13 protein-coding genes are annotated in these 25,851 nt (G+C 68.9%); 12 read left to right on the top strand and 1 reads right to left on the bottom strand.

Features of this window, described 5'->3' with window-relative positions; translation table 11 throughout:
* Positions 1–136: 136 nt before the first annotated feature.
* From U0177_RS02410 to U0177_RS02400, 3 genes are all read left to right on the top strand, one after another.
* Positions 137–2,122, top strand: a complete 1,986-nt coding sequence (locus U0177_RS02410) for a hypothetical protein (protein ID WP_409568980.1) — start codon at positions 137–139, stop codon at positions 2,120–2,122.
* 23 nt (positions 2,123–2,145) lie between these two features.
* On the top strand, positions 2,146–2,883 hold the full coding sequence (locus tag U0177_RS02405; RefSeq protein WP_409568979.1) for a glycosyltransferase family 2 protein: 738 nt from the start codon (positions 2,146–2,148) through the stop codon (positions 2,881–2,883).
* A 148-nt stretch (positions 2,884–3,031) separates the two neighbouring features.
* Entirely contained in the window at positions 3,032–4,978 is a 1,947-nt protein-coding gene (locus tag U0177_RS02400) for a protein O-mannosyl-transferase family (protein WP_409568978.1), read from the top strand.
* A 6-nt stretch (positions 4,979–4,984) separates the two neighbouring features.
* Here U0177_RS02400 and U0177_RS02395 read toward each other — a convergent pair whose 3' ends face one another.
* The gene (locus U0177_RS02395) at positions 4,985–6,652 is read right to left on the bottom strand and encodes a long-chain-fatty-acid--CoA ligase (protein ID WP_409568977.1); all 1,668 of its coding nucleotides are present in this window, start codon (positions 6,650–6,652) and stop codon (positions 4,985–4,987) included.
* 270 nt (positions 6,653–6,922) lie between these two features.
* Between U0177_RS02395 and U0177_RS02390 the strand changes: the two genes are divergently transcribed.
* The 9 genes from U0177_RS02390 to U0177_RS02350 all read left to right on the top strand — a co-directional run bounded on the left by U0177_RS02390 (position 6,923) and on the right by U0177_RS02350 (position 25,664).
* Positions 6,923–7,507 (top strand): hypothetical protein, encoded by a 585-nt coding sequence (locus tag U0177_RS02390; RefSeq protein WP_409568976.1) that lies wholly within the window; start codon positions 6,923–6,925, stop codon positions 7,505–7,507.
* Positions 7,508–7,804: 297 nt separating this feature from the next.
* Positions 7,805–11,044 carry a cyclic nucleotide-binding domain-containing protein gene (locus U0177_RS02385; RefSeq protein WP_409568975.1) on the top strand — a complete coding sequence of 1,080 codons (3,240 nt, stop codon included), beginning with the start codon at positions 7,805–7,807 and terminating at the stop codon, positions 11,042–11,044.
* Positions 11,045–13,258: 2,214 nt separating this feature from the next.
* Positions 13,259–13,474 carry a pentapeptide repeat-containing protein gene (locus U0177_RS02380; RefSeq protein ID WP_409569079.1) on the top strand — a complete coding sequence of 72 codons (216 nt, stop codon included), beginning with the start codon at positions 13,259–13,261 and terminating at the stop codon, positions 13,472–13,474.
* A complete protein-coding gene (locus U0177_RS02375) occupies positions 13,465–17,808 on the top strand; it encodes an OmpL47-type beta-barrel domain-containing protein (RefSeq protein WP_409569078.1) in 4,344 nt (1,447 codons plus the stop codon). The genes U0177_RS02380 and U0177_RS02375 overlap by 10 nt, the downstream gene beginning before the upstream one ends.
* Before the next feature lie 539 nt (positions 17,809–18,347).
* Positions 18,348–22,070: a tetratricopeptide repeat protein gene (locus tag U0177_RS02370; protein WP_409568974.1), complete on the top strand. Its 3,723-nt coding sequence runs from the start codon at positions 18,348–18,350 to the stop codon at positions 22,068–22,070.
* Positions 22,071–22,298: 228 nt separating this feature from the next.
* Positions 22,299–23,426 (top strand): glycosyltransferase family 4 protein, encoded by a 1,128-nt coding sequence (locus tag U0177_RS02365; RefSeq protein ID WP_409568973.1) that lies wholly within the window; start codon positions 22,299–22,301, stop codon positions 23,424–23,426.
* A gap of 297 nt (positions 23,427–23,723) precedes the next feature.
* On the top strand, positions 23,724–24,032 hold the full coding sequence (locus U0177_RS02360; protein ID WP_409568972.1) for a hypothetical protein: 309 nt from the start codon (positions 23,724–23,726) through the stop codon (positions 24,030–24,032).
* 660 nt (positions 24,033–24,692) lie between these two features.
* Positions 24,693–24,956 carry a hypothetical protein gene (locus U0177_RS02355; RefSeq protein WP_409568971.1) on the top strand — a complete coding sequence of 88 codons (264 nt, stop codon included), beginning with the start codon at positions 24,693–24,695 and terminating at the stop codon, positions 24,954–24,956.
* Between the two features lie 165 nt (positions 24,957–25,121).
* Positions 25,122–25,664, top strand: coding sequence for an AAA family ATPase (locus U0177_RS02350; protein WP_409568970.1), 543 nt, complete (start codon positions 25,122–25,124; stop codon positions 25,662–25,664).
* Positions 25,665–25,851 lie beyond the last annotated feature (187 nt).

Below are 25,851 nucleotides of genomic sequence, written 5' to 3'. Positions count from 1 at the left end.
TTTGACAAATTGCCCATTCTGCATAGGATCGCTAAGCGATGCAAATAGCGAGTGGCGCCCGCGCAGCTCCTTGCTTGGCGCCGACACGCGCCAGCCACTGCAGCAGTGGTGCATCATCGGAGCGAAAACACCGCCTATGCAGTCACCCCGCCACGAGAGAGGATCGGCCGCGCGCGCGCGCAGGGCTGGCGCCGCGCTGTTTCTGTTGCTGCTGGGCTGGTATGTGCTGACGATGAGCGGCCACACCTACGCCTCGGACGAAGAGACCGTGCTAGCGGCCGGGCAGTCGCTGCTGGCAACCGGCAGCTTCGCAATCTCGCCCGACGAGCAGTTCTTGATGAACGTGAACACCGGCGCCGACGGCCTGCGCTACAGCCGCTACGGGCCGCTGCAGTCGGTGCTGGCGGTGCCGTTTATTGCCGCAGGAAACGCGCTGGCGCTGGCGACGCCGGGCTACAGCGAGCTGACGCTGCGGCTGGTGGTGCTGCTGCTGCCGGCGATCGTCACCGCCGCAACGGCCTGGCTGGTGCTGGCGTGGGTTGTGGAGATGGGCTTCAGCGCGCGTATCGCTGTGCTGGTGGGGCTGCTGTTCGGCCTGACGAGCCTGGCGTGGCCGCACAGCCGCACCTTTTTCGGCGAGCCGCTTGCAACGTTTTTTCTGGCGCTGTGCGGCTACGGGCTGCGGCGCGAGGCGCGGCTGTGGTGGGCGATCGGCGGGCTGGCTGCGGTTGGCGCGCTGGCCACCAAGATACAGACCGGGCTGGCGCTGCCGGCGCTGGCGCTGTACGCGCTGGCGGTGTGCTGGCGCGGCGACGCGCGAGCATTCGGGCGGGCGCTGCTGGGGCGGCTGGCCTTCGGGGCGCTAGGGCTGGCGCTGCCGCTGGCGCTGCTGCTGCTGTACAATGCGCAGCTGTTCGGATCGGCGCTGAACAGCGGCTACGGCTCGGTGGGGGCGCAGGCGCTCGGGCAGCACGGCAACTGGCGCGAAGGGCTGTACGGCCTGACGATCAGCACCGGCAAGGGCCTGATCTTCTACGCGCCGAGTATGCTGCTGGGCCTGGTGGGGCTGGCAGCGCGCCCGCGCCAGCAGTGGCGCGAGTCGGCGCTGGCGGCGCTGATGCTGCTGAGCCACCTCGGGTTCTACAGCACGGTGGGCTACTGGCACGGCGACGGCGCGTGGGGGCCGCGCTACATGGTGTTTGTGCTGCCGTTTGCCTACCTGCCGGCGGCCGGGCTGCTGGCCGAGCTGGGCGCGCGGGCGCGCGGCTGGCGCATCGCGGCGGGCGGGCTGGCGCTGGCGAGCTTCGCGGTGCAGCTGCTGCCGCTGCTGGTGAGCTTCGACGTATACCTGCAGATCAGCGACCCGGCCGAGCGCTACTTCACCCCGGCGGCCTCGCCGATCGTCGCGCAGCTGCGGATCTGGGCCGGCCGCGCGCGCGAGTACTGGTGGCGCGCGGCGGGCGGCCCGCCCGGCACCGCGCTGCTGGTGAAGGACTTTTCGTACTCGGAGGGCGACCGCAGCAAGGGCGAGCTGCTGCCGCGCTGGACCTACGCCGACGCGACGGTTCAGCTGAACCCGGCCGGCGAGGGCGGGCTCGATGGGACGCTGTGGGTGGCCGACCACCGGCCCTGGCCGCTGGCGCGCGCGAACTTCGAGCTGCGGCTAAACAACGCGCCGCTGCCGGGCGTCGAGCGCACAAACACCGACGGCGACCCGATCCGCTGGACGCTGCGCTTCCGGCTGACGCCCGAGCAGCTTGGGCGCGGCGCGCGCCTGCAGCTGCACAGCGACACCTGGAACCCCACCCGCGACACTCAAGACAACCCGCGCAACGAAGACCTGGGGCTGCTGGTGGAAAAGATCGAGCTGCGGCAGGGCGGCCAGCCGCTGGCGTTGCGCGAGGCGCTGCCCATCCCACCACCGCGCATGAACCGCCGGGCGTTTTGGCTGTGGACGCAGGACGTGCCAAACCACCACCTGTTCGACCTGTGGGAGTGGTATGTGCTGGCGTCGGGGATGCCCTCGGGCGCGGCGGCGCTGCTGCTGGCGCTGCTGGGGCTGCCGGCGCTGGCGCTGGCGATCGGCGGCGCGCGCGGCCTGCGCGCTACGCTGCGGGCCTAATTCGACTGTAAGGAGCTACAGGCATGTACCGTGATCTAACAATCTCTGTGGTGATCCCGTGCTTCAACGAAGAGCATGGGCTGCGGTATGTGCTGGAGCACATGCCCGAGTACGTAGACGAAGTGGTGGTCGTCGACAACAACTCGACCGACGAGACCGCGCGGATCGGGGTCGAAGGGGGCGCGCGCGTGATCTTCGAGGGCCGCAAGGGCTACGGCAGCGCGTACCAGGCCGGGCTGCCGGCGGCCAGCGGCGACATCATCGCCACTGTGGACGGCGACGGCACCTACCCGTCGCACGCGATTGCCGGGATTGTGGACGAGATGCTGGCGCGCGGGCTGGACTTTGTGTCGGCCAGCCGCTTCCCGCTGCGCAACCCGCTGGCGATGCGCCGCCGCAACCAGCTGGGCAACAAAGTGCTGACGTACGCGTTCCGGCTGCTGTACTGGCGCTGGGTGGCCGACTCGCAATCGGGCATGTGGGTGTTCCGGCGCGCGTGCCTGGCGCAGATCCAGGCGACACACCCGGGCATGGCCTTCTCGGAAGAGATCAAGATCGAGGCGCTGCAGGCGCGCGGCTTGCGCTTCGGCGAGGTGCATATCGACTACCGCGAGCGGATCGGCGAGACCAAGCTGTTCACCTGGCGCGACGGCTGGCTGAACCTGCTGTTTCTGTTTGAGCGCCGCCTGGGGCGGGTGGCGCGCTTCGCCCGCGCGGCTGAGGCGCCCGTCGAGGCCGAGCCGCAGAAGTCGGGCGGCTGATGGGGTGCGATGCGGGCTGCGGAGTAAAAGGGCGCGGGAAGGCCGCATGTGTTTGCCATATGCCGCTGGCCCGGTATACGCGGTTTGCGCGGGCACACGCCTGCGGCCTGCGCGCCTGCAAGCCTGCTTTGTCTAAGGCGGCTGGCCTATGAGCGCCGGGGCCGGGCGGCCACGTGCCGCCGACGGCTGGATCGCCGGCGGGCTGAGCGCCGGCGCGCTGGCGCTGTACGCGGCGACGCTGCTGCCGGGGATCGGCAGCGGCGACACAGCCGAGTTTCAGCGCGTGCTGCCGACGCTCGACGTAGCGCACCCCACCGGCTACCCGCTGTACACGCTGCTGGGCTGGCTGTGGAGCCAGCTGCCGCTGGGCAGCGTGGCGTGGCGCGTCTCGCTGTTTTCGGCGGCGGCGGCCGCGCTGGCGGTAGGCGTGCTGTTCCTGGTGGCGCGGGCGATCGGGCAGGCGCGTGGCGCGGCCGCCGCCGCCGCGCTGGCGCTGGGCATGTCGCGCACCTTCTGGTCGCAGGCGACGGTGGCCGAAGTGTACGCGCTGGCGCTGCTGCTGCTGGCGCTGCTGCTGCTGGCGCTGCTGCGCTGGCGCGACGGTTGCTGGCGGCTGTGGCCGGCCGGCCTGCTGCTGGGCCTCGGCCTGGCGCACCACCGCACGATCATCCTCGTGATCCCCGGCGCGATGCTGTTTGGGCTGATCGCGCTCTGGACGGGCCAGGCGCGCGACGCTGCGGGCCAGGCCGCCGCGGCACAATCGCAGCGGGGCATGCCGACGCGCAGGTGGCCCGGCGGCGGGCGCCACGCCGGCACGCAACCGGCGCCCATCCTCAGCATAGGCGATGCCGCGCTGGCGCTGCTGGGGCTGCTGGCGGGCTGCCTGCTGTACCTATACCTGCCGCTCCGCGCGCCGGCCTGGCTCGACTCGTGGGGCACGCTTGCGCGCGTGATCATGGGCTCGGATGCGCTTTCGGTGTGGCTGAATGTGGCCGAGCCATGGCGAGTGGCCGCCGAGCACCTGCGCGAGCTGGCCGGGCGCTACCTGTGGCCGCAGCTGCTGCCGGCCGGCGCGCTGCTGGCGCTGCTGGGGCTGGCGCGGGTGTGGCGGCGCGACCTGGCGCTGGCGGCGCTGCTGACGAGCGGCTACCTGCTGACGCTGGCGTTCTGCGTGCTGTTCTTTGTGCAGGATGTCGAGGTGTTTCTGATCTCGGCGCACGTGCTGGCGGCGCTGCTGCTGGGCGAGGGCGCGATGGCGCTGGCAGAGAGCTGGCCGGCTGGCCGGGCGCAGGCCAGCTGGCCGGGCTTGCGGAGCCCCAGGCTGGCGCTGCTCGCGCTCGCGCTGCCCGCGCTGCTGCTGTGGCAGAACCTGCCGGCCATCCGCGCGGCGAACACGATCGCGCCCGAGCTTGCCGCGCGCGCGCTGATCGGGCAGAAGCTGCCGCACGGCGCGCTGCTGATTGTCGACTGGGACGCGGTGGAGAGCCTGCGCTACCTGCAGGCGATCGAGGGGCTGAGGCCCGACCTGGAGGTACGGCCGCTGAACGAAAGCGTGGCGCGGCGCGACGCCGACGCGGCGCTGGCGGCCGGGCGCGCGGTGTATCTGCTGCACGCGCTGCCGAGCCTGGGGCTGGCGCAGCGGCCGGAGGGCCGGCTGTGGCGCGTGGAGCGCCAGCCGCTGGCGCTGGCCGCCACCACGCCAGCCGAGCGCGCCTGGCGCGGCGGGATCGCGCTGGTTGGCTACACCCTGCCGGCCGGGCCATACCGACCCGGCGACATCGTGCCGGTGACGCTGGCGTGGCAGGCGCGCGCCGGCACGCTGCCGGCATACACGCTGTTCGTCCACCTGGCCGGCCCGGACGGCGCGCTGTGGGGCCAGCAGGACCGGCCGCCGGCGCCGCTGCCGACCGACCAGTGGCGCGCGGGCGAGCGACTGACCGACCTGTACGGGCCGACGCTGCGGCTCGACGCGCCGCCGGGGCGCTACCGCGTGCTGGTGGGCTGGTACAGCTACCCCGCGCTCGACCGGCTGCCGCTTGAGGATGGCGGCGACGCGCTGGAGCTCGGCCAGATCGAGGTAGTGCCGCTGCGCTAGGCGCGGCTACTCGGGGCGCTCGCCCTCGACGAGTACGCGCCGCAGCACCTTGCCGATAAACGAGCGCGGCAGCGCCTCGCGAAACTCGACCGCGCTGGGCAGCTTGTAGGCGTGCAGGCGCTCGCGCAGAAACTGAATGATCTCGTCGGGCGTGGCGCTCTCGCCGCGGCGCAGCACCACAAACGCCTTCACGTCGGTCGCGCCGTCGCGTGGCACGCCGGCCACCGCTGCGTCGAGCACCTTGGGGTGCTCGTACAGCACCTCCTCGATGTCGCGCGGGTAGATATTGTAGCGCCCGGCGACGATCATCTCCTTGCGGCGCTCGATCACCTGGAAGAAGCCGTCGGCGTCCATGCGCGCCAGGTCGCCGGTGCGCAGCCAGCCGTCGGGCGTCAGCGCCTCGGCCGTCTCGGCCGGGCGGTTCCAGTAGCCCTGCATTAGCTGCGGGCCGCGAATGAGCAGCTCGCCGATCGCGCCGGGCGGCAGCTCGGCGCCGGTGGCGATGTCGACGATGCGCGCCTCGGTGGAGGGCAGCGGCAGGCCGATAAAGCCGTGGCGCCGGGTGTTGCCCAGCGGATTGACGTGCGTGACCGGCCCGGCCTCGCTGAGGCCGTAGCCCTCGACCAGGCGGGCGCGGGTGATGCGCTCGAAGCCCTCCTGCACCTCGACCGGCAGCGGCGCGGCGCCGCTGATGCAGGCGTGCAGCGACGAGAGGCCATAGGCGCGGGCGTTTTTCACGTCGGTGATCGCGGCGTACATGGGCGGCACGCCGGGGAACAGCGTGGGGCGCTCGCGCCGGATCGCGTGCAGCACGTTCTGGGTTTCAAACGTTGGCAGCAGGATCATGGCGGCGGCGAGGCGCACCGCAAAGTTCATGCACGAGGTCATGCCGTAGGCGTGCGAGAACGGCAGCGCGCAGAGCACGCGCTCGTGGCCGCGGCGCAGCTCGGGCACCCACGCCGAGGTTTGCAGGGCGTTGGCCACCAGGCTGCGGTGGGTATGCACAACGCCCTTGGCCTCGCCGGTGGTGCCGCCGGTGTAGAGGATCACCGCAGGCGCCGCTGGGTCGGCGGGCGGCAGCGGCGCGGCGGGATCGGCGGCCGCGAGCATGCGCGCGAGCCAGAGCGAGCGGCGGGCCTCGGCCTCGGGCACGCGGTGGCCCTCGCGCTCCTGGCGCAGCAGCGTGAACAGCTGGCGCTGGCTGCCGGGCAGGTACTCCTTGAGGTTGGTGTAGATCACGCGCTCGAACGGCACGCGCTCGCGCACCTGGGCGATCAGCGAGTGGAACATGCTCAGCGCGACGACCGACGAGGCGCGCGCGTCCTCGACCTGGCGGATCAGGCCGCCGGCCTCGAACAGCGGGTTGGCCAGCACCACGGTGGCGCCGGCGCGCAGCGCGCCGTAGTAGCAGATCACCGCCTGCGGCACGTTCGGCAGCACCAGTGCGATGCGATCGCCGGCGCCGACCCCGGCGGCGCGCAGGGCGGCGGCACAGCGCGTGGCCAGCGCGTCGAGCTGGGCGTAGCTGATCGTGGCGCCGTAGAACAGGATCGCGGGAGCGTGCGGGAAATCGCGCGCGGCGGCGCTCAGCAGCTCGGGCAGGGCAATCGGCGGCACATCGATCGTGCGCGGCACAGCGGCGTCGTAGTGCGCCAGCCAGGGTTTCTCGCTCATGGCTTTCCTTGTTGCACGCTGCGGCTCGGGGGCACGCGTATTGTAGCAGATCTGGCGCAGGCACACCGGCGCCAGCCGGCTGCGCCGCCAGCTGCGCGAAAGCGCGCCGGCTCGTTTGCGGCGCCAGTGGCACATGCCTCGTGGCGCGGCAGCAGGTGCGTTGCTGCCCTGAGGCATGATCGCAGGGCGCTGACGCCGGCACAGCGCGCTTTGACATTCGCGTTGGCGGCGTGCATAATAACAATACAGCCACCTAGCAGAGAGTAGCGCATGGGTAAGCAGAAAAAAGGCCAAGCTGCGATGGCCAAGCCGCCGAGCGGCTTCGCGCTGGCCGCCAAATGGCCGCTGCACGAAGTGATGCTGTCGCAGGGATGGAACAAGCCGGCCGCGCTGGCCAGCATCCTGGTAGCGCGGCGCTCGATCATGACCAACAAGGTAGCCGCAGGCCTGCTGCTGGTGGATCTGGCGTGCCTTGGCGTGAAAAGCGCGCAGGCCAAGCTGTTCGCCGGCCCGGCCGAGTACAACGCCGGGCTACGCCAGCACGCGCTGCACGTCCAGCCAATGCAGCCCGCCGACTTCGACCTGGTAGCGAAAATTGTGGACACGGCGGTCGGCTACGCCGCAGGGCTAGGCTTTCGGCCCGACCCAGTGTTCGCGCAGGTTCAGCACCTGCTGGCCGGCGCCAACCCGGCCGCCTGCACCACGCCGGTACCCACCGGCGGGCCGGAAGGCAAGCCATTCTTCGTGTCTGGCCCCTACGACGACGTGCCGCGGATCATTGGCCAGCTGACACGCGCGGTGGGCGAGGGGAACTTCAACTACATGCTTGGCGCTGGCGATCTTGATCCAGAGTAAGGGCTTGGAAGATCCACATTTGGCGGGCCTGCGACCCGCCAAAGCTCCGTTGGGGAGATTACAACGTCCGAGCCCCTCATATCAAATCCGGCTGATCGCTTGGATTATGGTGGGGGTTCCGGGGGCTTCGCCGCCCCGAAATTTCTTTTTCTTGTGCGGTGCCCGGCTTTGCCGGGCGCCGCACAAGAAAACACAAGTAATCAAACGGAGTTGGTATCAACCGCCCGACAGAGTAACTTTGCAGCATGCGGCGCGCCGCCTCGTACCGGCGTGCCGGCCACACACAACCGGGCACTTATGCAATCAAACCACACGCTAGCCGAGCTGCTCGGCATTCAGCCAGGCGAAGGGCGGCTGGTGCGGCGGCTGTTTTTGTTTGCGCTAAGCAACGGCGCCGCGCGCACGCTCATGCGCTCGGCGGCCTACGCGCTGTTTCTGGCGGAGTTTAGCGCCCAGCTGCTGCCCTACACCTACATCGGCGCCAGCCTGATCGCCGCGCTGGCATCGCTGAGCTACCTGCACGCGGTACGGCGGGTGGCGCTGGCGCGGCTGCTGCCGGCCACGCTGCTGGGCGTGATGCTGGCGTTTGTCGGCATGCGGCTAGGCCTGGCGGCCGGCGCGGGCAGCTGGCTGATCTTCGCGCTGCCGATCGGCCACGAGGTGCTGCTGGTGATGACCAACCTGGCGCTGTGGAACAGCGCCGGCCAGCTGGTGAACATGCAGCAGGGCAAGCGCCTGTTTGGCCTGATCGCGGCCGGCGAGCCGGCGGCGGCGGTCGTCGGCGGGTTTCTGATGCCGCCGCTGGTAGCCCTGATCGGCACGCCGAACCTGCTGCTGCTGGCGGCGGCGGCGGTTCTCGGCGCGCTGCTGATCGCGCTGGCGCTGACCCGAGCGTACCCGGCCGAGCTGGCGCGCGCGGCCACGCCGCCGCCCGCTGCAATGCCGCAGGCTGGCCGCGGGCTCGGCCGCAGCCGCTACGTGCTGCTGACACTCTCGCTGTTTTCGCTGGCGATCATCGGCTACTATTTTATCGATAACCTGTTCTATATGCAGACGCAGGCGCAGCTGGCCAACACCAACCAGCTGGCCGGGTTTATTGGCGTGTTCAACGCGGTAGTTGCGATCGCCTGGACGCTGACCAACGCGTTTGTGCTGGGCGCGGTGGCGCGGCGCTTCGGCCTGCGCGCGCTGCTGCTGATCGCGCCGCTGCTGCTGGCGGCTGGGACGCTGGCGATCGTGGTTGCCGGCGGCCTGGGGGCGGCGCTGACGCTGGTATTTGGGCTGGCGGCGCTGAACAAGCTGCTGAGCAAGCTGAGCTACGACGGCTTTGTAAAGCTGAGCTTGAATATCATCTACCAGCCGCTGCCTGCGGCGCAGCGCGCCCAAGCCCAGGCGCTCACCGAGGGCATGGTCTACGCCGGCGCGGTGGGGCTGGCCGGCGTGCTGCTGCTGGCGCTGAGCTACCTGGCGCAGCTCAGCCCGATCGATCTGGCCGTGGTGCTGCTGGTGGTGATCGCGGCATGGCTGGGGCTGGCCGCGCTGCTGCTGCGCGAGTACCCGGCCCAGCTGCTGCGCGCGCTGGCGCGGCGCACGCTCGGCGACGACACGCCCGCGCTGGTCGACCCGGCCAGCCGCGCGGTGCTGCGCCAAGCGCTGAGCGACCCTCGGCCCGAGGTGGCGATCTACGCGCTGCGCGCGCTGGCAACCGGCGCCGACGACGCGCTGCCCGGCCTGCTGCCGGGGCTGCTGCGCCACCCGGCCGCGCCGGTGCGCCAGCAGGCGCTGCTGGCGGTCGAGCGGAGCGGCGACGCTGCCGCGCTCGATACGGTGGCCGAGCTGATCGCGGCCGAGCCGGCGGCCGACGTGCGCGGCGAAGCCATCCGGGTGCTGGCAACTCACCGTGGCAACACCGCCCTGGCCACGATCACGCCGTTCCTGGCGAGCCCCGATCCGGCCATCCGGCTGGGTGCGACGGTTGGGCTGCTGCGCGGCGGCGGGATCGCCGGCGTGCTGGCGGCCGGCCAGCAGCTGCTGGGCTGGGCCGCCGCGCCCGACCCAGGCGCGCGCGCCGCTGCGGCGCAGGCGCTCGGGCAAGTCGGCGTTGCGGCGTTCGACCAGCCGCTGCTTGAGCTGCTGCGCGACCCCGATAGCGGCGTGCGGCGCGCTGCGCTGTTCGCCGCCGGCCGGGTGTGCAGCCCGCGGCTGTGGCCCGAGGTAGTGGCCGCGCTGGCGGCGCCGGCCAGCGCAAAGGCAGCCGCGATGGCGCTGGTGGCTGGCGGGCCGGCGGCGCTGCCGGCGCTCGCCACGGCCTTTGCCACGGCCGAGCCGGCGCTGGCCGGCCGGATCGCCCAGGTGTGCGGCCGCATCGGCGGCGATGCGGCTGCGCTGCTGGCCACGCGCGCCGATATCGCCGACCCGGCCGCGCGCGGCCAGGTGCTGCGCGCCCTCGAGCGCCTGGAGTACCGGCCGGCGCCCGAGGCGCGCGCGCGGCTGCTGCGCCAGCTGCAGGCCGAGGTGGCGCTAGGCGCAGGCACGCTGGCGGCGCTCGAAGACTGCGCCGGCGCCGGGCTACTGGCCGATGCGCTGCAGTCCGATCTGGCCGCCACCCGCGAGCGCGTGCTGAGCCTGCTGGGCCTGCTCAGCGACGCACAGGCAATCGCGCGAGCGCGCGCGCCGCTGCTGCGCGGTTCGGCCGAGCAGCGCGCCTACGCGCTTGAAGTGATTGAGACGCAGGTCGACGCCGAGCTGCGCGCGCTGGCCCTGCCGCTGCTGGGCGACGGCCCGCCCGACAAACGGCTGCGGCAGCTGGCGGCAGCCACGCCCCAGCGCCGTATCGGCATGCCCGCCCGGCTGGCCGAGCTGATCGCCAATGCCGACGGGCAGCACCCCGGCTGGGTGCGCGCCTGCGCGATCTACAGCGCCGCAATGATTGGCGCACCCGAGCTGGCCGAGGCCATTCGCCCGCTGGCCGCCTCGGCCGACCCGCTGCTGCGCGAGACCGCGCAGTGGGCGCTGGGCCAGGGCTCACCGCATACCACCACGCCGCACAACGGCTCAGGAGCGCACGCTATGCTCTCGCGCATCGAAAAAGTGCTGATATTGAAAACCGTGGCGATCTTCGCCGAGACGCCCGACGAAGTGCTGGCCGATGTCGCCGGGCTGCTGCACGAGGCCGAGGCGCCAGCCGGATCGACGATCTTCCGCAAAGGCGACTCCGGCACCAGCATGTTTATCATCATCGAGGGCGAGGTGCGCGTGCACGACGGCGACCACACCCTCAACCACCTGCATACCCGCGACGTCTTCGGCGAGATGGCGCTGCTCGACCCCGAGCCGCGCGTGGCCTCGGTGACGGCGGTTGCCGACACGCAGCTGCTGCGGCTCGACCAGGAGCCATTCTACGAGCTGATGGACGAGCGCAACGAAGTGGCGCGCGGCGTGATCCGCGTGCTAACCCGCCACCTGCGCGCACGCGTGCGCGACCTCGGCGAGGCCCGCGCCCAGCTTGGCGAGGCCGCGATTACAATCCGATCATAGGCGTATACCAGGCCGCCGGAAAACCGTTTTTCATGATAGACTATCTTCTCGATCTGGTACGTGTTCATCTTCTGTGCGCGGTTTTTCCGTGCTGCGCCTGGAAAAACCGCACACCATACCGAGCACGGTACCGCTCTGCCGAAGGCTGAGCGCGCCAGCTGCGTAAGTCCAAAGCATATATCGGCGGCACGTAAACACGCCTCGCACATAGGAGCAGCGCCATGCAAGCGGCATTCCACGCCCGACTGCCTCACGCCTTTCGCCGCGTCGTCGCCCTCGTTCTGGCACTCGGGGTTGCCGCAGCTTCGGCGCTGGGGCCGGGCGCGCCACGCGCCTACGCCGCCTCGTTCAGCGTCACAAACACCAACGACAGCGGCCCTGGATCGCTGCGCCAGGCCATTCTCGACGCCAACGGCAGCCCCGGCCTCGATACGATCAGCTTCAACCTCGTCGGCAGCAGCGGGCGGACGATCGCGCTGGATTCGGCGCTGCCGCTCATTACCGACCCGGTGACCATCGACGGGCTGACCCAGCCGGGCGCGAGCTGCGCCAGCTGGCCGCCGACGCTGCAGATCGAGCTGACACGCAGCCCCGACGGCGAGGGCGAGGGCGAGTCATTCAACGGCATCTCGCTCAGCCCATTCGTCAGCGGCAGCACCATCCGCGGCCTGGTGATCAACCGCTTCAGCATCGGCATCGACATGCCCTACAGCACCAATACCACCATCGAGTGCAACTTCATCGGCACCAGCGCCGACGGCGCCAGCGCGCGCGGCAACAGCATTGCCGGCATCTACATCCAGCAGAACGCCTCCGGCAACCGGATCGGCGGGCCGGCGCCAAGCCAGCGCAACCTGATCTCGGGCAACGCCGAGCAGATCGCCCTGATAAGCTTCAGCGTCGGCGTGAAGCCCAACAACAACCTGATTCAGAATAACTACATCGGCACCGATGTGAGTGGCAGCTTCGGAATGGGCGGCGCAGGCGCGGGCATCTACCTTTACGGCGCCGATGCCAACCGGATCATCGGCAACCTGATCTCGGGCAACGGCGGCGCGATCCAGGTCGGCGGCGACTTGTCGCGCCCCGCCACCGGCACGACCATCCAGGGCAACTTCATCGGCACCAACGCCGCCGGCACCTCCGCGATCACCAACAGCGGCTATGGCATCAATCTCTACACGATCAGTGGCACCAACGCGGTGCGCGGCACGCTGATCGGCGGCCCCAACCCCGGCGACGGCAACCTGATCTCGGGCAGCGAAGGGCCGGGCATTGTGCTGAACGCGGACACCAATACCATCCAGGGCAACTTCATTGGCACCAACGCTGCCGGCACCGGCGCGCTGGGCAATACCAGCAGCGGCATCGATCTGTTCGGCGGCACCGGCAATACCATCGGCGCCGGCAACATCATCGCCTACAACCACGGCGCCGGCGTGCACCTGCGCGCCGGCACGGGCAACAGCGTGCGCGGCAGCGCGATCTTCAGCAACACCGGCGGCGGCATCGCGCTCGACGCCGGCGCGAATAACGACCAGGCCGCGCCGACGCTCACCGCGGCCGTGCCCGGCAGCAGCACGACAAACGTGCAGGGCTGGATGCTCGGCGCGCCTAACACCAGCTACACGATCGATCTCTACGCCAACAGCGCGTGCGATCAATCCGGCTTCGGCCAGGCCCAGGCGCCGTTTGGCTCGCTGAGCGTCGCCACCGCCGCCGACGGCACCGCGCCGATCAGCGCGACGCTCAGCGGCGTGGCGGCTTTCAACCAGCCGATGACGGCCACGGCCACCGACCCGAGCGGCAATACCTCGGCGCTCTCGATGTGTGCGCCGGCCGGCCCCGACAACGACGCCTGGTATACCGCCTACAAGCTCGCCGCGACGCCAAGCGCTACTGTCAACCAGTACCTGTCGCTGCCTGGCCAGACGCGCTGGTATAAGTTCGACGTGCAGCCGCGCAGCCACGTGGTGGTGAACCTCAGCAACCTGCCGGGCGAGTACGACATGGCGCTGTTCAGCGATATTGGCGCGGCCGCCAGCGCGCTGGTGACGCCCGCGCCAACAACCCAGAGCCTGGCGGTGCAGCAGGCCCAGCTCGACTACGACGCGCTCGAGTCGAGTAATTTTGTGATCAACACCCTCGATCCGCAGCTTGTCAGCCCCGAGGCCTATACCGCCCAGGCGCTCAGCCCGGCGACGTTCCGCCCCAGTGTGCTGGCACCCTACGCGGTTTCACCCTTCAAAAGCTCGCCCTTCAAAAGCTCGCCCTTCAAAAGCTCGCCTTTCAAAAGCTCGCCTTTCAAAAGCTCGCCTTTCAAAAGCTCGCCTTTCAAAAGCTCGCCCTTCAAAAGCTCGCCTTTCAAAAGCTCGCCCTTCAAAAGCTCGGAGATCGAGGCGAGCCTGGCGCTCGACACCATGCTGCTGAGCGCGACTGCGATCGACGGCACCACGCCGCGCTCGCTGGAGCTCAACACCTGGGACACCGGCGGCGAGTACTACCTGGCAGTATACGGCGAGAATGGCGTGTACGACGCGCTAAACCAATACAGCCTCCAGGTGAGTGTAAACAGCACCGCCTGCAGCAGCGTGGCAACGCCCACGCCTAACGGCGCGCTGCTGCCCGGCGTCGGCGGCGGCTACCACACGATCTTCCTGACCGACCCGGCGCGCCTGGGCGGCAGCGCGGCCGAGAAGGCCACGCTGAGCCAGCGGCTCGCCACGCTGGCGGCCCGCGCCGACGTGGCGGGCGTGGTGGTGGACGTGGGCCAGGACGGCCTGGTGCGCGCCGCCAATGCCCAGGCCGACAGCCTGCCGGCCTGCCCGAACGCCAAAAACATTGTGGCCGAAGCGGTAAAGGGCGTGGTGGAGCGCTACCAGGCCGCCAACAGCGCGCTGCAGTATGTCGTGCTGGTGGGCGGCGACAGCACCATTCCATTCTTCCGCTACCCCGACCAGGCGCTGCTGGGCAACGAGACGACATTCGACCCGCCCGTGCAGGACGGCAGCACCTCGCAGGCCAGCCTGAAACTCGGCTACGTGCTGGGCCAGGACGCCTACGGCTCGCGCGCCGACATCCCGTTTAAAACCACCACACTGCCAGTGCCGCAGCTCGCGGTTGGCCGGCTGGTAGAAAACGCCGCCGACGCGACCGCCATGATCGACGCCTACCTGGCGACCAACGGCCAGATCGTGCCGACCAGCTCGCTGGTGACCGGCTACGACTTCCACTACGACTCGAGCACCACGATCGCGCAGCAGTTTGGCCTGGGCACCGCCCGCCCGGTCGATACGCTGCTTTCGCCCAGCAGCCAGTCGAACCAGCTGCCCGGCACCTGGACGGCCAACGACCTGCGCGACAAGCTGTTCGGCAGCCGGCACGATCTGCTGTACCTGGCCGGGCACTTCAGCGATGGCGCGCTGCTGGCCGCCGACTACAGCAGCACGCTGGCAGCCTCCGAGCTGCTCGGCTCGACCGTGCCGATGCAGGGGTCGCTGGTGATCAGCCCCGGCTGCCACTCGGGCTATAACACGATCGACGGCGACGCGGTGGCCGGCCTGACGCTCCAGCCCGACTGGGCGCAGGTGTTCGCGCGCAAGGGCGCCTCGCTGATCGCCGGCACCGGCTACCAGTACGGCGACACCGAGTTCACGCAGTTCGCCGAGCAGCTGTATGTCTACCTGGCGCAGCAGATGCGCGTCGGCACTGGCCCGGTGCCGATCGGCCAGGCGCTGGCCGACGCAAAGCAGCGCTACCTGGCAAACTCGGCGCAGCTGCGCGGCATCGACATCAAAACCCTGGCGATCGCCACGCTCTACGGCCTGCCGATGATGAAGGTGAACATGCCCGGCGAGCGCCTGACGCTGCCGAACGATCCGTCGATCGTCGCGACTGGCGACCTCACCAGCATCCCCGGCAACCCCTACGGCCTGCAGCAGGCCGAGAAAACGATCACGCCGGCGCTGACCACAATGCACGTGAACCTGGCCTCGACCACCGACGGCAGCCTGCGCGCCGCGACCTACATCAGCGGCACGAACGGCATCGTAGCAAACCCGGCCGAGCCGGTGCTGCCGCTCGAACAGCGCAATGTCAGCGTGCCAAACACGCTGCTGCGCGGCGTCGGCTTCCGCGAGGCCAGCTTCACCGACCTGCCGCGCCAGCTGCCGCTGACCGGCGCACCCGCCACCGAGCTGCGCGGCGTGCACGTCACCTTCCCAACCGAGTCGTTCTACCCGTACAAGTTCTGGAGCAGCAACTACTTCGACAAAATCGCCAATGGCGGCGCCACCACGCGGCTGAATGTCACGCCGGCGCAGTTCCTGGCCGATAGCCCGGCCAGCGACACCGGCACCATCCGCACCTACGGCGCCATGAAGTTCTGGCTGTTCTACAACAACAACACCGCGGCGCTTGGCTCGGGCGTGATCCCGGCGCTGGCCGGCCCGCCGGCGATTGTGCGAGTGACCAGCAGCTACAGCCCGGCCGACAACAGCGTCAGCTTCAGCATTGGCGCCTATGGCGACCCGACCGTACGCCTGGAAAAGGTGTGGGTGACGTACACCGGCAACGGCGCGCTGGCCGGCCGCTGGCAATCGCTCGACCTGACGCGCAGCCAGAGCGACGACCTGGCCTGGGAGGGCAGCTTGCCGCTGCCCGCCAATAGCGGCAGCGACCAGCTGCGCTTCATGGTGCAGGCCGCGAACCAGGTGGGCGTGGTGGCGCTCGACACCAACAACGGCGCGTTCTACAGCGTCGGCGTCGACCCGGGCGCACCCACGACGCCCGCCAACCTCGCCACCAGCCTGGCGCTGAGCGCCACGCCGCCCAGCGCAGCCTATGGCGCCGACGTCACACTGGCGGCCACGCTGAGCAGTGGCGGGCAGCCCGTAGCTAACCAGCCGATCGAATTCAGCGTCGGCACGATCGCGCGCAGGGCCAGCACCGACAGCGCGGGCGTGGCGCGCGTGACCCTGCCGCTGGCGATCGACCCGGCCAGCTACAGCGCCTACGCCAGCTTCAACGGCGACAACACCTACCAGCCTTCGTCGGCCAGCGCCGCGCTGACAGTGCGCAAGGTTGGCACCACCCTCGCGCTCGCGCCGCTGCCGGCCAGCGTGGGCACCGGCGCCACCAGCACGATCACCGCCACGCTCAGCGACGCCAACGGCCAGCCGATCGCGAACGAGCCGGTGGCGCTGATCGTCAGCGGCACGAATGGCAGCTATGGCCTGGTGGTGCAGACCGACGTGGCCGGCCAGGCGCCGCTCGGCGTCATCCCGCTGCCGGCCGGCAGCTACACCGCCAGCGCCTACTATGGCGGCAGCATCCCCGCGCCAGTGTCGGCCAGCTACACCAGCCCGCGCTACAGCGCCGCCACGACACGCAGCGGCGCGCTCACGATCGTCAACGCGCCCGACACCACGCCGCCGATCACCAGCATCGGCAGCGTGCCGCCCGACCCGAGCACCGGCAGCACGGCGGCGTTCGGCTTCAGCGGCGCCGATAACCTCACGCCCGCCGCCAGCCTGGCGTTCGAGTGCAGCATGGACGGCGCGGCCTACAGCGGCTGCACCAGCCCGAAGAGCTACTCGCTGGGCAACGGCCAGCATACCTTCCAGGTGCGCGCCGTCGACGCCGCCGGCAACCGCGACGCGACGCCGGCCACGCGCACCTGGACGGTTACCGGCGCGGGAAACCCCGATACCACGCCGCCGACGGCCACGCCGTCCCAGCAGCCGCCAGCCAATAGCGCGGGCTGGAATAACACCAACGTGACGGTGGCGTGGAACTGGGCCGACAACAGCGGCGGCTCGGGCATCGACACCGCCAGCTGCACCACCAGCACGGCGTCGTCGGGCGAGGGCACGCTCGCGCTCGGCGCGACCTGCCGCGACCTGGCCGGCAACACCGGCAGCGCCAGCTACAGCGTGAAAGTCGACAAGACCGCGCCGAGCACAGCCAGCTGGTTCGGCATTGCCGGCGTGCAGGCCAGTGTGGTGCTGACGCCCACCGACGCGCTCTCGGGCGTGGCCGGCACCAAGTACCAGGTCAACGGCGGCGCGGCCCAGGCCTACACCGGCCGCTTCACGCTCAGCGGCGCAGGCAGCTATGTGGTAACATTCGCCAGCACCGACGTGGCCGGCAACACCGAGCCAACCAAGACGCTGAACATCACCATCGCCGGCGGCTTCCCGAGCAACCCGGTGCGCGACGGCTTCAACCGCACAAATGGCGCACTGGGCAGCCAGTGGGGTGCGCTGAGCGGCACAAAATTCTACAAAATCGCCGGCAATCGCGTCGACGTTCTCGACGGCGGGCCGATCTACTGGAAGGGCGCCAGCTTTGGCACCAGCCAGGAAGCGTTTGTCACGCTCAGCACGATTGACACCAGCAGCCGCGAGCAGGGCCTGATGCTGAAAACGCAAACAAGCAGCATTCCGCAGGCCGGCGCGATCACCGTAGTGTACGACGCCAAGGCCCGCGCGGTGCGCGTGCAGACCTTCCGGCTGGGCGCGCTGGCCTGGAAGCTCTACGCCAACCAGGCCGCCAGCTTCGCCAATGGCGACCGGCTGGGCGCGCGCGCGCTCGCGAACGGCACGGTCGAGATCTACAAGAATAGCACGCGGATCGCCACCGTGACGCTCGACAGCGCCGATCAGGCATTTTTCAACGGCAAGGGCGGCGCGATCGGCCTGTGGTTCATCAACGCCGGCAAGGCGTTCTTCGACGACTTCGGCGGCGGCACGGTAGCGACGTAGCGGCTCGTATCACAGGATTTCGGCTTGCCACTGTACGGGCGCGTGCTATCGCGCCCGTATGCATCTGCCTTTGTGTGTATAGATTATGTTGCACTCTGTGGCGAGGCCACGCAGTGCAACATAAAAAGAATAGGAGTTACGCACGTGCGCTCTTCGGCTTCTTCAAGCGACGAGATTGAGCCTGCGGCAGCATAGTACTTCTCAATACTTCAGTATGCGGTTTTTCCGCGCTGCGCGCGGAAAACCGCATACACTAAACGAGACAGCGTAACTCCTAAGAAGCTGTTTGAAAGGGTGGTTTGGAGGACGAAGTCCCTCCAAGTATCCACTTTTCTTGCGGGTGGCGGCCACATTCGTGGCCGCCACCCGCCAGAAGGGTAGAGGCATAGCCCCTCGCGCACCCCTTTTCAAACAGGCTCTAAAGGATCGGGCGGCGAAGCCGCCCCAAACCCCCACCAAAGTGTAAATAATCAAGCGAAATTTGGTATCATCCGTAGCGGATCGGCCGATAAGCTGGTTTGAACCATGCCCAAACGCGTATGGAAGCTCTGACGGTATACATCCCAACCGACTGGCGGCACGCGCTCGCGCGCGGCCTGCAGCTGCCCGAGCGCTCGGGCGGCGCCGCGCTGTTCGCCGATATCTCCGGCTTCACGCCGCTGACCGAGGCGCTGGTGCGCGCGCTTGGCCCGCAGCGCGGCGCCGAAGAGCTGCCGCGCCAGCTGAACCTGATCTACGACGCGCTGATCGCCGAGGCCGACCGCTACGGCGGCAGCGTGATCGGCTTCAGCGGCGACGCGATCACCTGCTGGTTCGACGACAGCTTTGACCTCGCAGCTTTGAGCGCCGAGCCGGAGCCTGCCAGCGCGCAAACCTCGGCCGCGCACCGCGCCGCCGCCTGCGCCCTGGCGATGCAGGCGGCTATGCGCCAGTTCGCCATGATCGAGATCGACGGCGCCGGCAGCGTGGCGCTGGCGATCAAGGTGGCGGTGGCGGCCGGGCCAGTGCGGCGCTTCGTCGTCGGCGACCCGGCGATTCAAACCATCGACGTGCTGGCCGGCGCCACGCTCAACCGCCTGGCCGACGCCGAGCACCATGCCGACAAGGGCGAGGTGCTGCTCGACGAGCCGGCCGCCGCCGCGCTGGGCGCGGGCGCGCGCCTGGCCGAGTGGCGCGACGACGCCGAAACCGGCGCGCGCTTCGCGGTGCTGGCCGAGCTGCTGGCGCCGCCCGAGCCGGCCCCCTGGCCGGCGCTCGACGCGGCTGCGCTCACCGACACGATCGTGCGGCCATGGCTGCTGCCGTCGGTGTACGCGCGGCTCCAGGGCGGCCTGGGCGAGTTCCTTACCGAGCTGCGCCCGGCCGTGGCGCTGTTTCTGCGCTTCGGCGGGATCGACTACGACACCGACGCCGACGCCCAGCCCAAGCTCGACGCCTTTATTCTGTGGGTGCAGGGCATCCTGGCGCGCTACGAGAGCTACATCCTCCAGCTGACGATCGGCGACAAAGGCAGCTACCTGTATGCCGCGTTTGGCGCGCCGCTGGCCCACGAAGACGACGTGGTGCGCGCGGTTGCGGCGGCGCTCGAGCTGCGCGCCCCGTCCTTCGCCTACATCACCGGCGTGCAGATCGGCGTCAGCCAGGGCCGCATGCGTACCGGCGCCTACGGCGGCAGCACCCGCCGCACCTATGGCGCGCTCGGCGACGAGGTGAACATGGCCGCTCGGCTCATGCAGCACGCGCCGCCAGGCCAGGTGCTGGTGAGCCAGGGCGCACGCAAATCGACTGGCGATGCCTTTGGCTGGGAAACGCTGCCGCCGCTGCGCGTGAAAGGCAAATCGCAGCCTGCGATCGTCTACCGCCTGATCGACCGCCAGGCGCGCCCGGCCATCCGCCTGCAAGAGCCGCGCTACGCCCTGCCGATGGTCGGCCGCGCCGCCGAGCTGCGCGCGATCGGCCAGCGGCTCGATCAGGCGATCGGCGGGCGCGGCCACATCGTCGCGATCACCGCCGAGGCCGGCATGGGCAAGTCGCGCCTGGTGGCCGAGGCTGTGCGCCTGGCACGCGCGCGCCAGGTGGTTGGCTACGGCGGCGAGTGCCAGTCGTATGGCACCAACACCAGCTTTCTGGTATGGCAGAATATCTGGCGCGGCTTTTTCGGGCTCGACCCAGCCTGGCCCGCCGAGGCGCAGATCGCCCGGCTTGAGGCCGAGCTGCGGCGCATCGGCCCCGAGCTGCTGCCGCGCCTGCCGCTGCTGGGCGCGGTGCTCAACCTCGGCATCGCCGACACCGAGCTGACGGCCGGCTTCGACGCCCAGCTGCGCAACGCCTCGCTCCAGGCGCTGCTCGTCAGCTGCCTGCGCGCGCGCACCGCCGACATGCCGCTGCTGCTGGTACTGGAAGATTGCCACTGGCTCGACCCGCTCTCGCACGATCTGCTCGAGGTGATCGGCCGCGCGATCGCCGATATGCCGGTGCTGCTGCTGCTGGCCTACCGGCCGCCGCAGGTGCAGCGCCTGCTCGCGCCGAAAGTCGGCCAGCTTGCACACTTCAGCGAGCTGCCGCTCACGCACCTGCCCGAAGACGAAATTGCCCAGCTGGTGCAGTTCAAGCTTGGCCAGGTGTACGGCCCCGGCGTCAGCGCCGACCGGGCGCTGGCCGAGCAGATCAGCGCGCGCGCGCAGGGCAACCCGTTCTATGTCGAAGAGCTGCTGAACTACCTGCACGACCGCGGCATCGACCCGCAGCAGCCCGAAGCAGTGGCGCAGATCGAGCTGCCCGCCAGCCTGCACAGCCTCATCCTCAGCCGCATGGATCAGCTCACCGAAAACCAGCAGACGCTGCTGAAGGTCGCCAGCGTGATCGGCCGCCTGTTCCGCGCCGCGATGCTCTGGGGCGTCTACCGCTTTTTTGGCGGCGAGGCGCTGGTGCGCGCCGATCTCGACATACTCAGCGATCTTGAGCTCACGCCGCTCGATACGCCCGACCCCGAGCTGGTGTACCTATTCAAGCATGTCGTCACCCAGGAAGTGGCCTACGAGACGCTGCCGTTCGCCACGCGCGCGCTGCTTCACGAGCAGATCGGCCAGTATATCGAGCGCAGCTACGCCGACGCGCTCGACCGCTACGTCGACCTGCTGGCCTACCACTACGACCGCAGCCAGAACGCCGACAAGCGCCGCGAGTACCTGCTGAAAGCCGGCGCGGCCGCCCAGGCCGAGTATGCCAATGCCGCCGCGATCGATTACTACGAGCGCGCCCTGCCGCTGATCGAGGCGGCCAAGCAGAGCGCAACGCTGATCGAGCTGGGCCAGGTGCTCGAGGTGGTGGGCCAGTGGGCCGCCGCCGACGCGCGCTATCGCCAGGCGCTGGCACTGGCCCAGGAGCAGGGCGACCAGCGCACGCAGGCGCGCGCACAGGCGCTGATCGGCGAGCTGCTGCGCAAGCAGGGCCAGTACGCCCAGGCTGGCCCCTGGAACGAGCAGGCGCGCGCACTGTACGCCGCGATTGGCGACCGCGCCGGCGAGGCCCAGGTGCTGCACTTCGCCGGCCTGCTGGCTATGCACCAGGGCGACTACGCCGCCGCGCGCGTGGCGTACAACGCCAGCCTGGCGATCCGCCGCGAGCTGAACGACCAACCCATGATCGGCAGCCTGCTGAGCAACCTGAGCATCGTCGCGTTTCACCTGGGCGATGCCGCCGCCGCCGAGCAGCTGGCCAGCGAGGCGCTGGCGCTGCGCCGCGCGGTCGGCAACAAGCTGTGGGTGGCCAACTCGCTCGGCAACCTCGGCATGCTGGCGCTCGAAGGCGGCCGCTACGACGAGGCCCGCGCGTTCATGGGCGAGGCTCTGGCGCTCGAGCGCGTCGTCGGCGACCGCTCGGCGATCGCGATCTCGCTGAACAACCTCGGCAACCTCGCGCGCGACAGCGGCGACTACGCCACCGCGCGCGAGCTCTACCACGAAAGCCTGGCGATCAGCCGCGAGCTCGGCGACGCCTGGGCGCTATGCTACCTGCTCGAAGACCTGGGCTGCCTGGCCGCGCTCAGTGCTGCGCCCGATCCGGCGCTGCGCCTGGGCGGCGCCGCCGCCGCGCTGCGCGAGTCGATCAACGCGCCGCTCTCGCCCCCCGAGCAGGCCAGCCTCGACCGCAAGCTTGGCCCGGCGCGCGAGGCGGTTGGCGCCGAGCTGGCCGCCGCCGCCTGGGCCGCCGGCCAGGCCCTCACCGCCGACCAGGCCGTAGCGCTCGCGCTGGCACTCTAGAACCTTTGGTACAATAGACTTTATAGGAATAGGAGTTACGCACTTGCGTGATTCGGCTTCCTCAGGGTACGAGATTGAGCCTGCGGCAGCTTGGTACTTGGTCATCTTCTGTGTCTATTTTCCGCGCTCCGCGCGGAAAATAGACACGGTTTAGAGATAGAGTACCGCTCTGCCGAAGGCAGAGCGCGCCAACTGCGTACGCCCTAAAGATGATCGAGCACCAACACCATGCATATCGGAATCGATGCCAGCCGCGTGGCGGTGGCGGCGCGCACCGGCACCGAGCACTACACCTACGAGCTGCTCGCGGCACTGGCCCAGCTCGACCAGCGCAACCGCTACACGCTCTATTGCAACACTCGGCCTGCTGCGCTGCCGCCGCTCGGGCCGAACTTCGCGCTGCGCGCCATCCCGTTCCCGCGCCTGTGGAGCCACGCCCGGCTCTCGGCTGAGCTGGCGCTGCACCCGCCCGACACGCTGTTCATCCCAGCGCACGTGCTGCCGCTGGGCGCGCCGCTGCGCCGCCGGCGCACGGTGGTGACGATCCACGACATGGGCTACCTGCACTTCCCCGAGGCCCACACGCCCATGCACCGGCGCTACCTGCGGCTCTCGACGCTCTGGAGCGCGCGCGCCGCCAGCCACGTCATCGCTATCTCGGGCGCCACGCGCGACGACCTGGTGCGCCACGCCGGCATCGCGCCCGCCAAGATCAGCGTGATCCACCACGGCGTGTCGGCGCGCTTCCGGCCGGCCGGCGGCGCAGCCCAGGCGGCGGCGCGCGCGCGCTATGGCATCAGCCAGCCGTACTTCTTCTACATCGGCACGGTACAGCCGCGCAAAAACCTGGCCCGGCTGATCGAGGCATTCGCGCAGGCGTTGAGCGGCAGCCCGCATCTGCAGGCCCCAGGCGGCGATCTGCAGCTGGTGATCGCCGGCAAGCGTGGCTGGCTCACCGAGGCGATCGAGCGGCGCGCCGCCGAGCTGAGCGTGGCCGATCGGGTGCGCTTTGTGGGCTACGTGCCCGACGACGACGTGCCTGCGCTGCTGAGCGGCGCGCTGGGGTTTGTGTTCCCCTCGCTCTACGAAGGCTTCGGCATGCCTGTGCTCGAGGCCATGGCCTGCGGCACGCCGGTGCTGGCGGCCAACAGCTCGTCGCTGCCCGAGGTGGCCGGCACAGCCGCACTGCTGGTGAACCCTACCGATACTGCGGCGATCGCCGGCGGCATGGCCCGGCTGGCCGCCAACCCCGAGCTGCGCGCCGAGCTGCGCGCGCTCGGGCTGGCGCGCGCGGCCGAGTTCAGCTGGCAACGCTGCGCGCAAGCGACCTTGCAGGTGCTGGCGGGCGGGGCATAGCCGCCGCACGGGCACGGCTGCGGGTTTACCCTTGAGGCATGCGCGTCTGACGTTGCCGCTGGCTCGGCCTTTCCCGTAGGGCGCGCATCGTGCGCGCCTCGTGCTCGCCTCTGCCAAGCCCTTCAGGGGCTTCGCCCCAGACCCCACACAAGAATGCCGTCGCGTGTTCACCGTCCGTGGCGTCAGCTTGGTGCGCCAGCGGCGCGCCGTACCTTCGCCGCTGCCGCAGCATTGGCGTAGGATCTTTCGGACGCAGTACGCCTGGCGCGCTCGGCGCTCGGTCTGGCGGAGACGGTCGTGACGCCAGGGGTAGTCGATGTGCAGGTCGTAGCGCTGCTGGAGAAGGCGCTCGCCGCCCTAGGTGAGGATGACAGCGCATTCCGAGCGCGCTTGCTCGGCCACTTGGCAATGGAGTATCGCTATTCTCCCCTGCGCGAACAGCGCGATGGGTACAGCGCGCAAGCGCTCGCAATCGCCCGCCGGCTAGGCGATCCGACTGAACTGGCAATTGCCTTACAGGCGCGCCATTATGCGCTGCTCGCACCTGATACGCTCGAGCAACGGATGGCGATCTCATGTCATGCGACCCAAAAACTGTCAGCGTGAGCGGAGAGCGAGGGAGTGAGGGAGCGGGGGAGCGGAGACGGCGGTCTGTGCCTATGCCCAGAGGCCAACCATTACCCATACCCGTGCCACGAGGCATGCGCCACCAAGGTGGAAACAGAGAAAGCACTCTTTATGGGATCCAGGGGCAGCGCCGTGTCGGGGAGGTGCAGGGGGCTGGCGGCAGCCTCCTGCTGCGGGGCACGGGGGCGCAGAGCCCCCGAAAGCCCTCAGACGAAGAGCAGGGCGCGGGGATGCAGAGCCCCGAACACCCTCGTGGGGCAGGGGCACGCGGAGACCCCCAAGAACACTCAGCAATCCTATGCCCTCCAGCATCGCCCTACAGCGGCACAGGACGCCACGGACGCGGTCGAGAAGGCCGGGAAGATGTGTACCCTCATACTCAGGAAACAGATATATACTAGCTGTAGGCACTGGAATGCCGATGCGCTGGCGAATAATAGACGGACGAGCATCCATATACAACATCGCATCGTCAGCTAAAACAGATATAAGCCTGCCTATATCGGCATCATGGGCAGCAATTGATGGAACGCTATCACACGTATGTGGCATAGTCGGCCACGCAGCTTACTATTTCTAGTTGGGTTGCCATTCTCTCCTTCGATGTCATTGGTTTGGTTATAAGAGGTGTACACCCTGATGGCAGATACCGTTGAGATGATCGAACAAGCGCTCACGTGGGCAAATATGAAGCTTGGTTCTCCTGCCTATGCTGGTCGCTGCCTTGCTTTTGTGGAAGATTGCTTCGAGCGAGGCAACGCGATTGAAGTGAATGGCCACCCGTCAGCCCAAGAAGCATCGGAGTCCGTAGCCGGTCAACCGATACGACAACGGGCAACCCAACAATGCATTCCAGCCGATGCCGCTACGCGGCCCCAAGATCGGTGGCATTTCAGCAACTGATTTCGTGCTTACACTCATACCGACCTATTGGTGCGGCGCGGCTGAATGCTGGTCGTTCGGCAACTGTTCGAGCGTGATACCACTTGCTTGGCGCTGTCGTTCTTGCTATGCTGTAGTGCGAACAGAGAGTAGTCGACACGTAGTCGACAAGTAATGGATGGACCGATGGGCAAACGAAATTATCTTATTGAGGGTGTCTCCGGCACGGGTAAGACCTCGGTGGCTGAAGAATTGCAGCGGCGCGGTTATCACGTTCTCCATGGCGACCGGGAGTTGAAATATCGGGGCGATCCAGAGACAGGCGAACGGCTTAGTGAACCTGTCCATGCGAGCGAGTGGGATAAGGTCGTATGGCAACAGCAACATTTACTTTGGGATATCGGCAAAGTGCAATCCGTAATCGCTGATCACAGCAACGCTCTTTCTTTTTTCTGCGGTGGTTCGCGGAATTTTTCAAAATTCATCGATTTATTCGACGGCGTGTTTGTTCTTGAGGTCAACGACCTTGACACATTGTATCGGCGGCTTGATGAGCGTGTGGCGCGAGACCCAGCTGACTGGGGCGGAAAACCAGAGGAAAAGGAACTCGTTGCGCGACTGCATCGAACGAAAGAAGACATACCGAGCGGCGGCATCGTCATAGATGCAACACAGCCGCTTGTCAGCGCCGTGGACGAAATCCTTCGCCATGTTCGAGTTTCGGCTTGATCGCGAAAGACGGGTACACCGGAGATGCCAAGTCACCTCCTGGGAGGGAGCCGCCACCAGTGATGGAGACACCGATGCCGAGGAACCAGGATCCGGCGAGGGCTTGAAAGCTCCAGCGAGTGTTCGGACCTTGACTGCTGGCCGCATTATGTGATACTGGTCGGGGCGCGCCGGCGGATGTCGGGGA

Source organism: Kouleothrix sp. (assembly GCF_046328425.1).
Classification (GTDB): Bacteria; Chloroflexota; Chloroflexia; order Chloroflexales; family Roseiflexaceae; genus Kouleothrix.
Note: the sequence above shows the minus strand (reverse complement) of the source record. Positions and strands in the feature narration are given on the sequence as shown.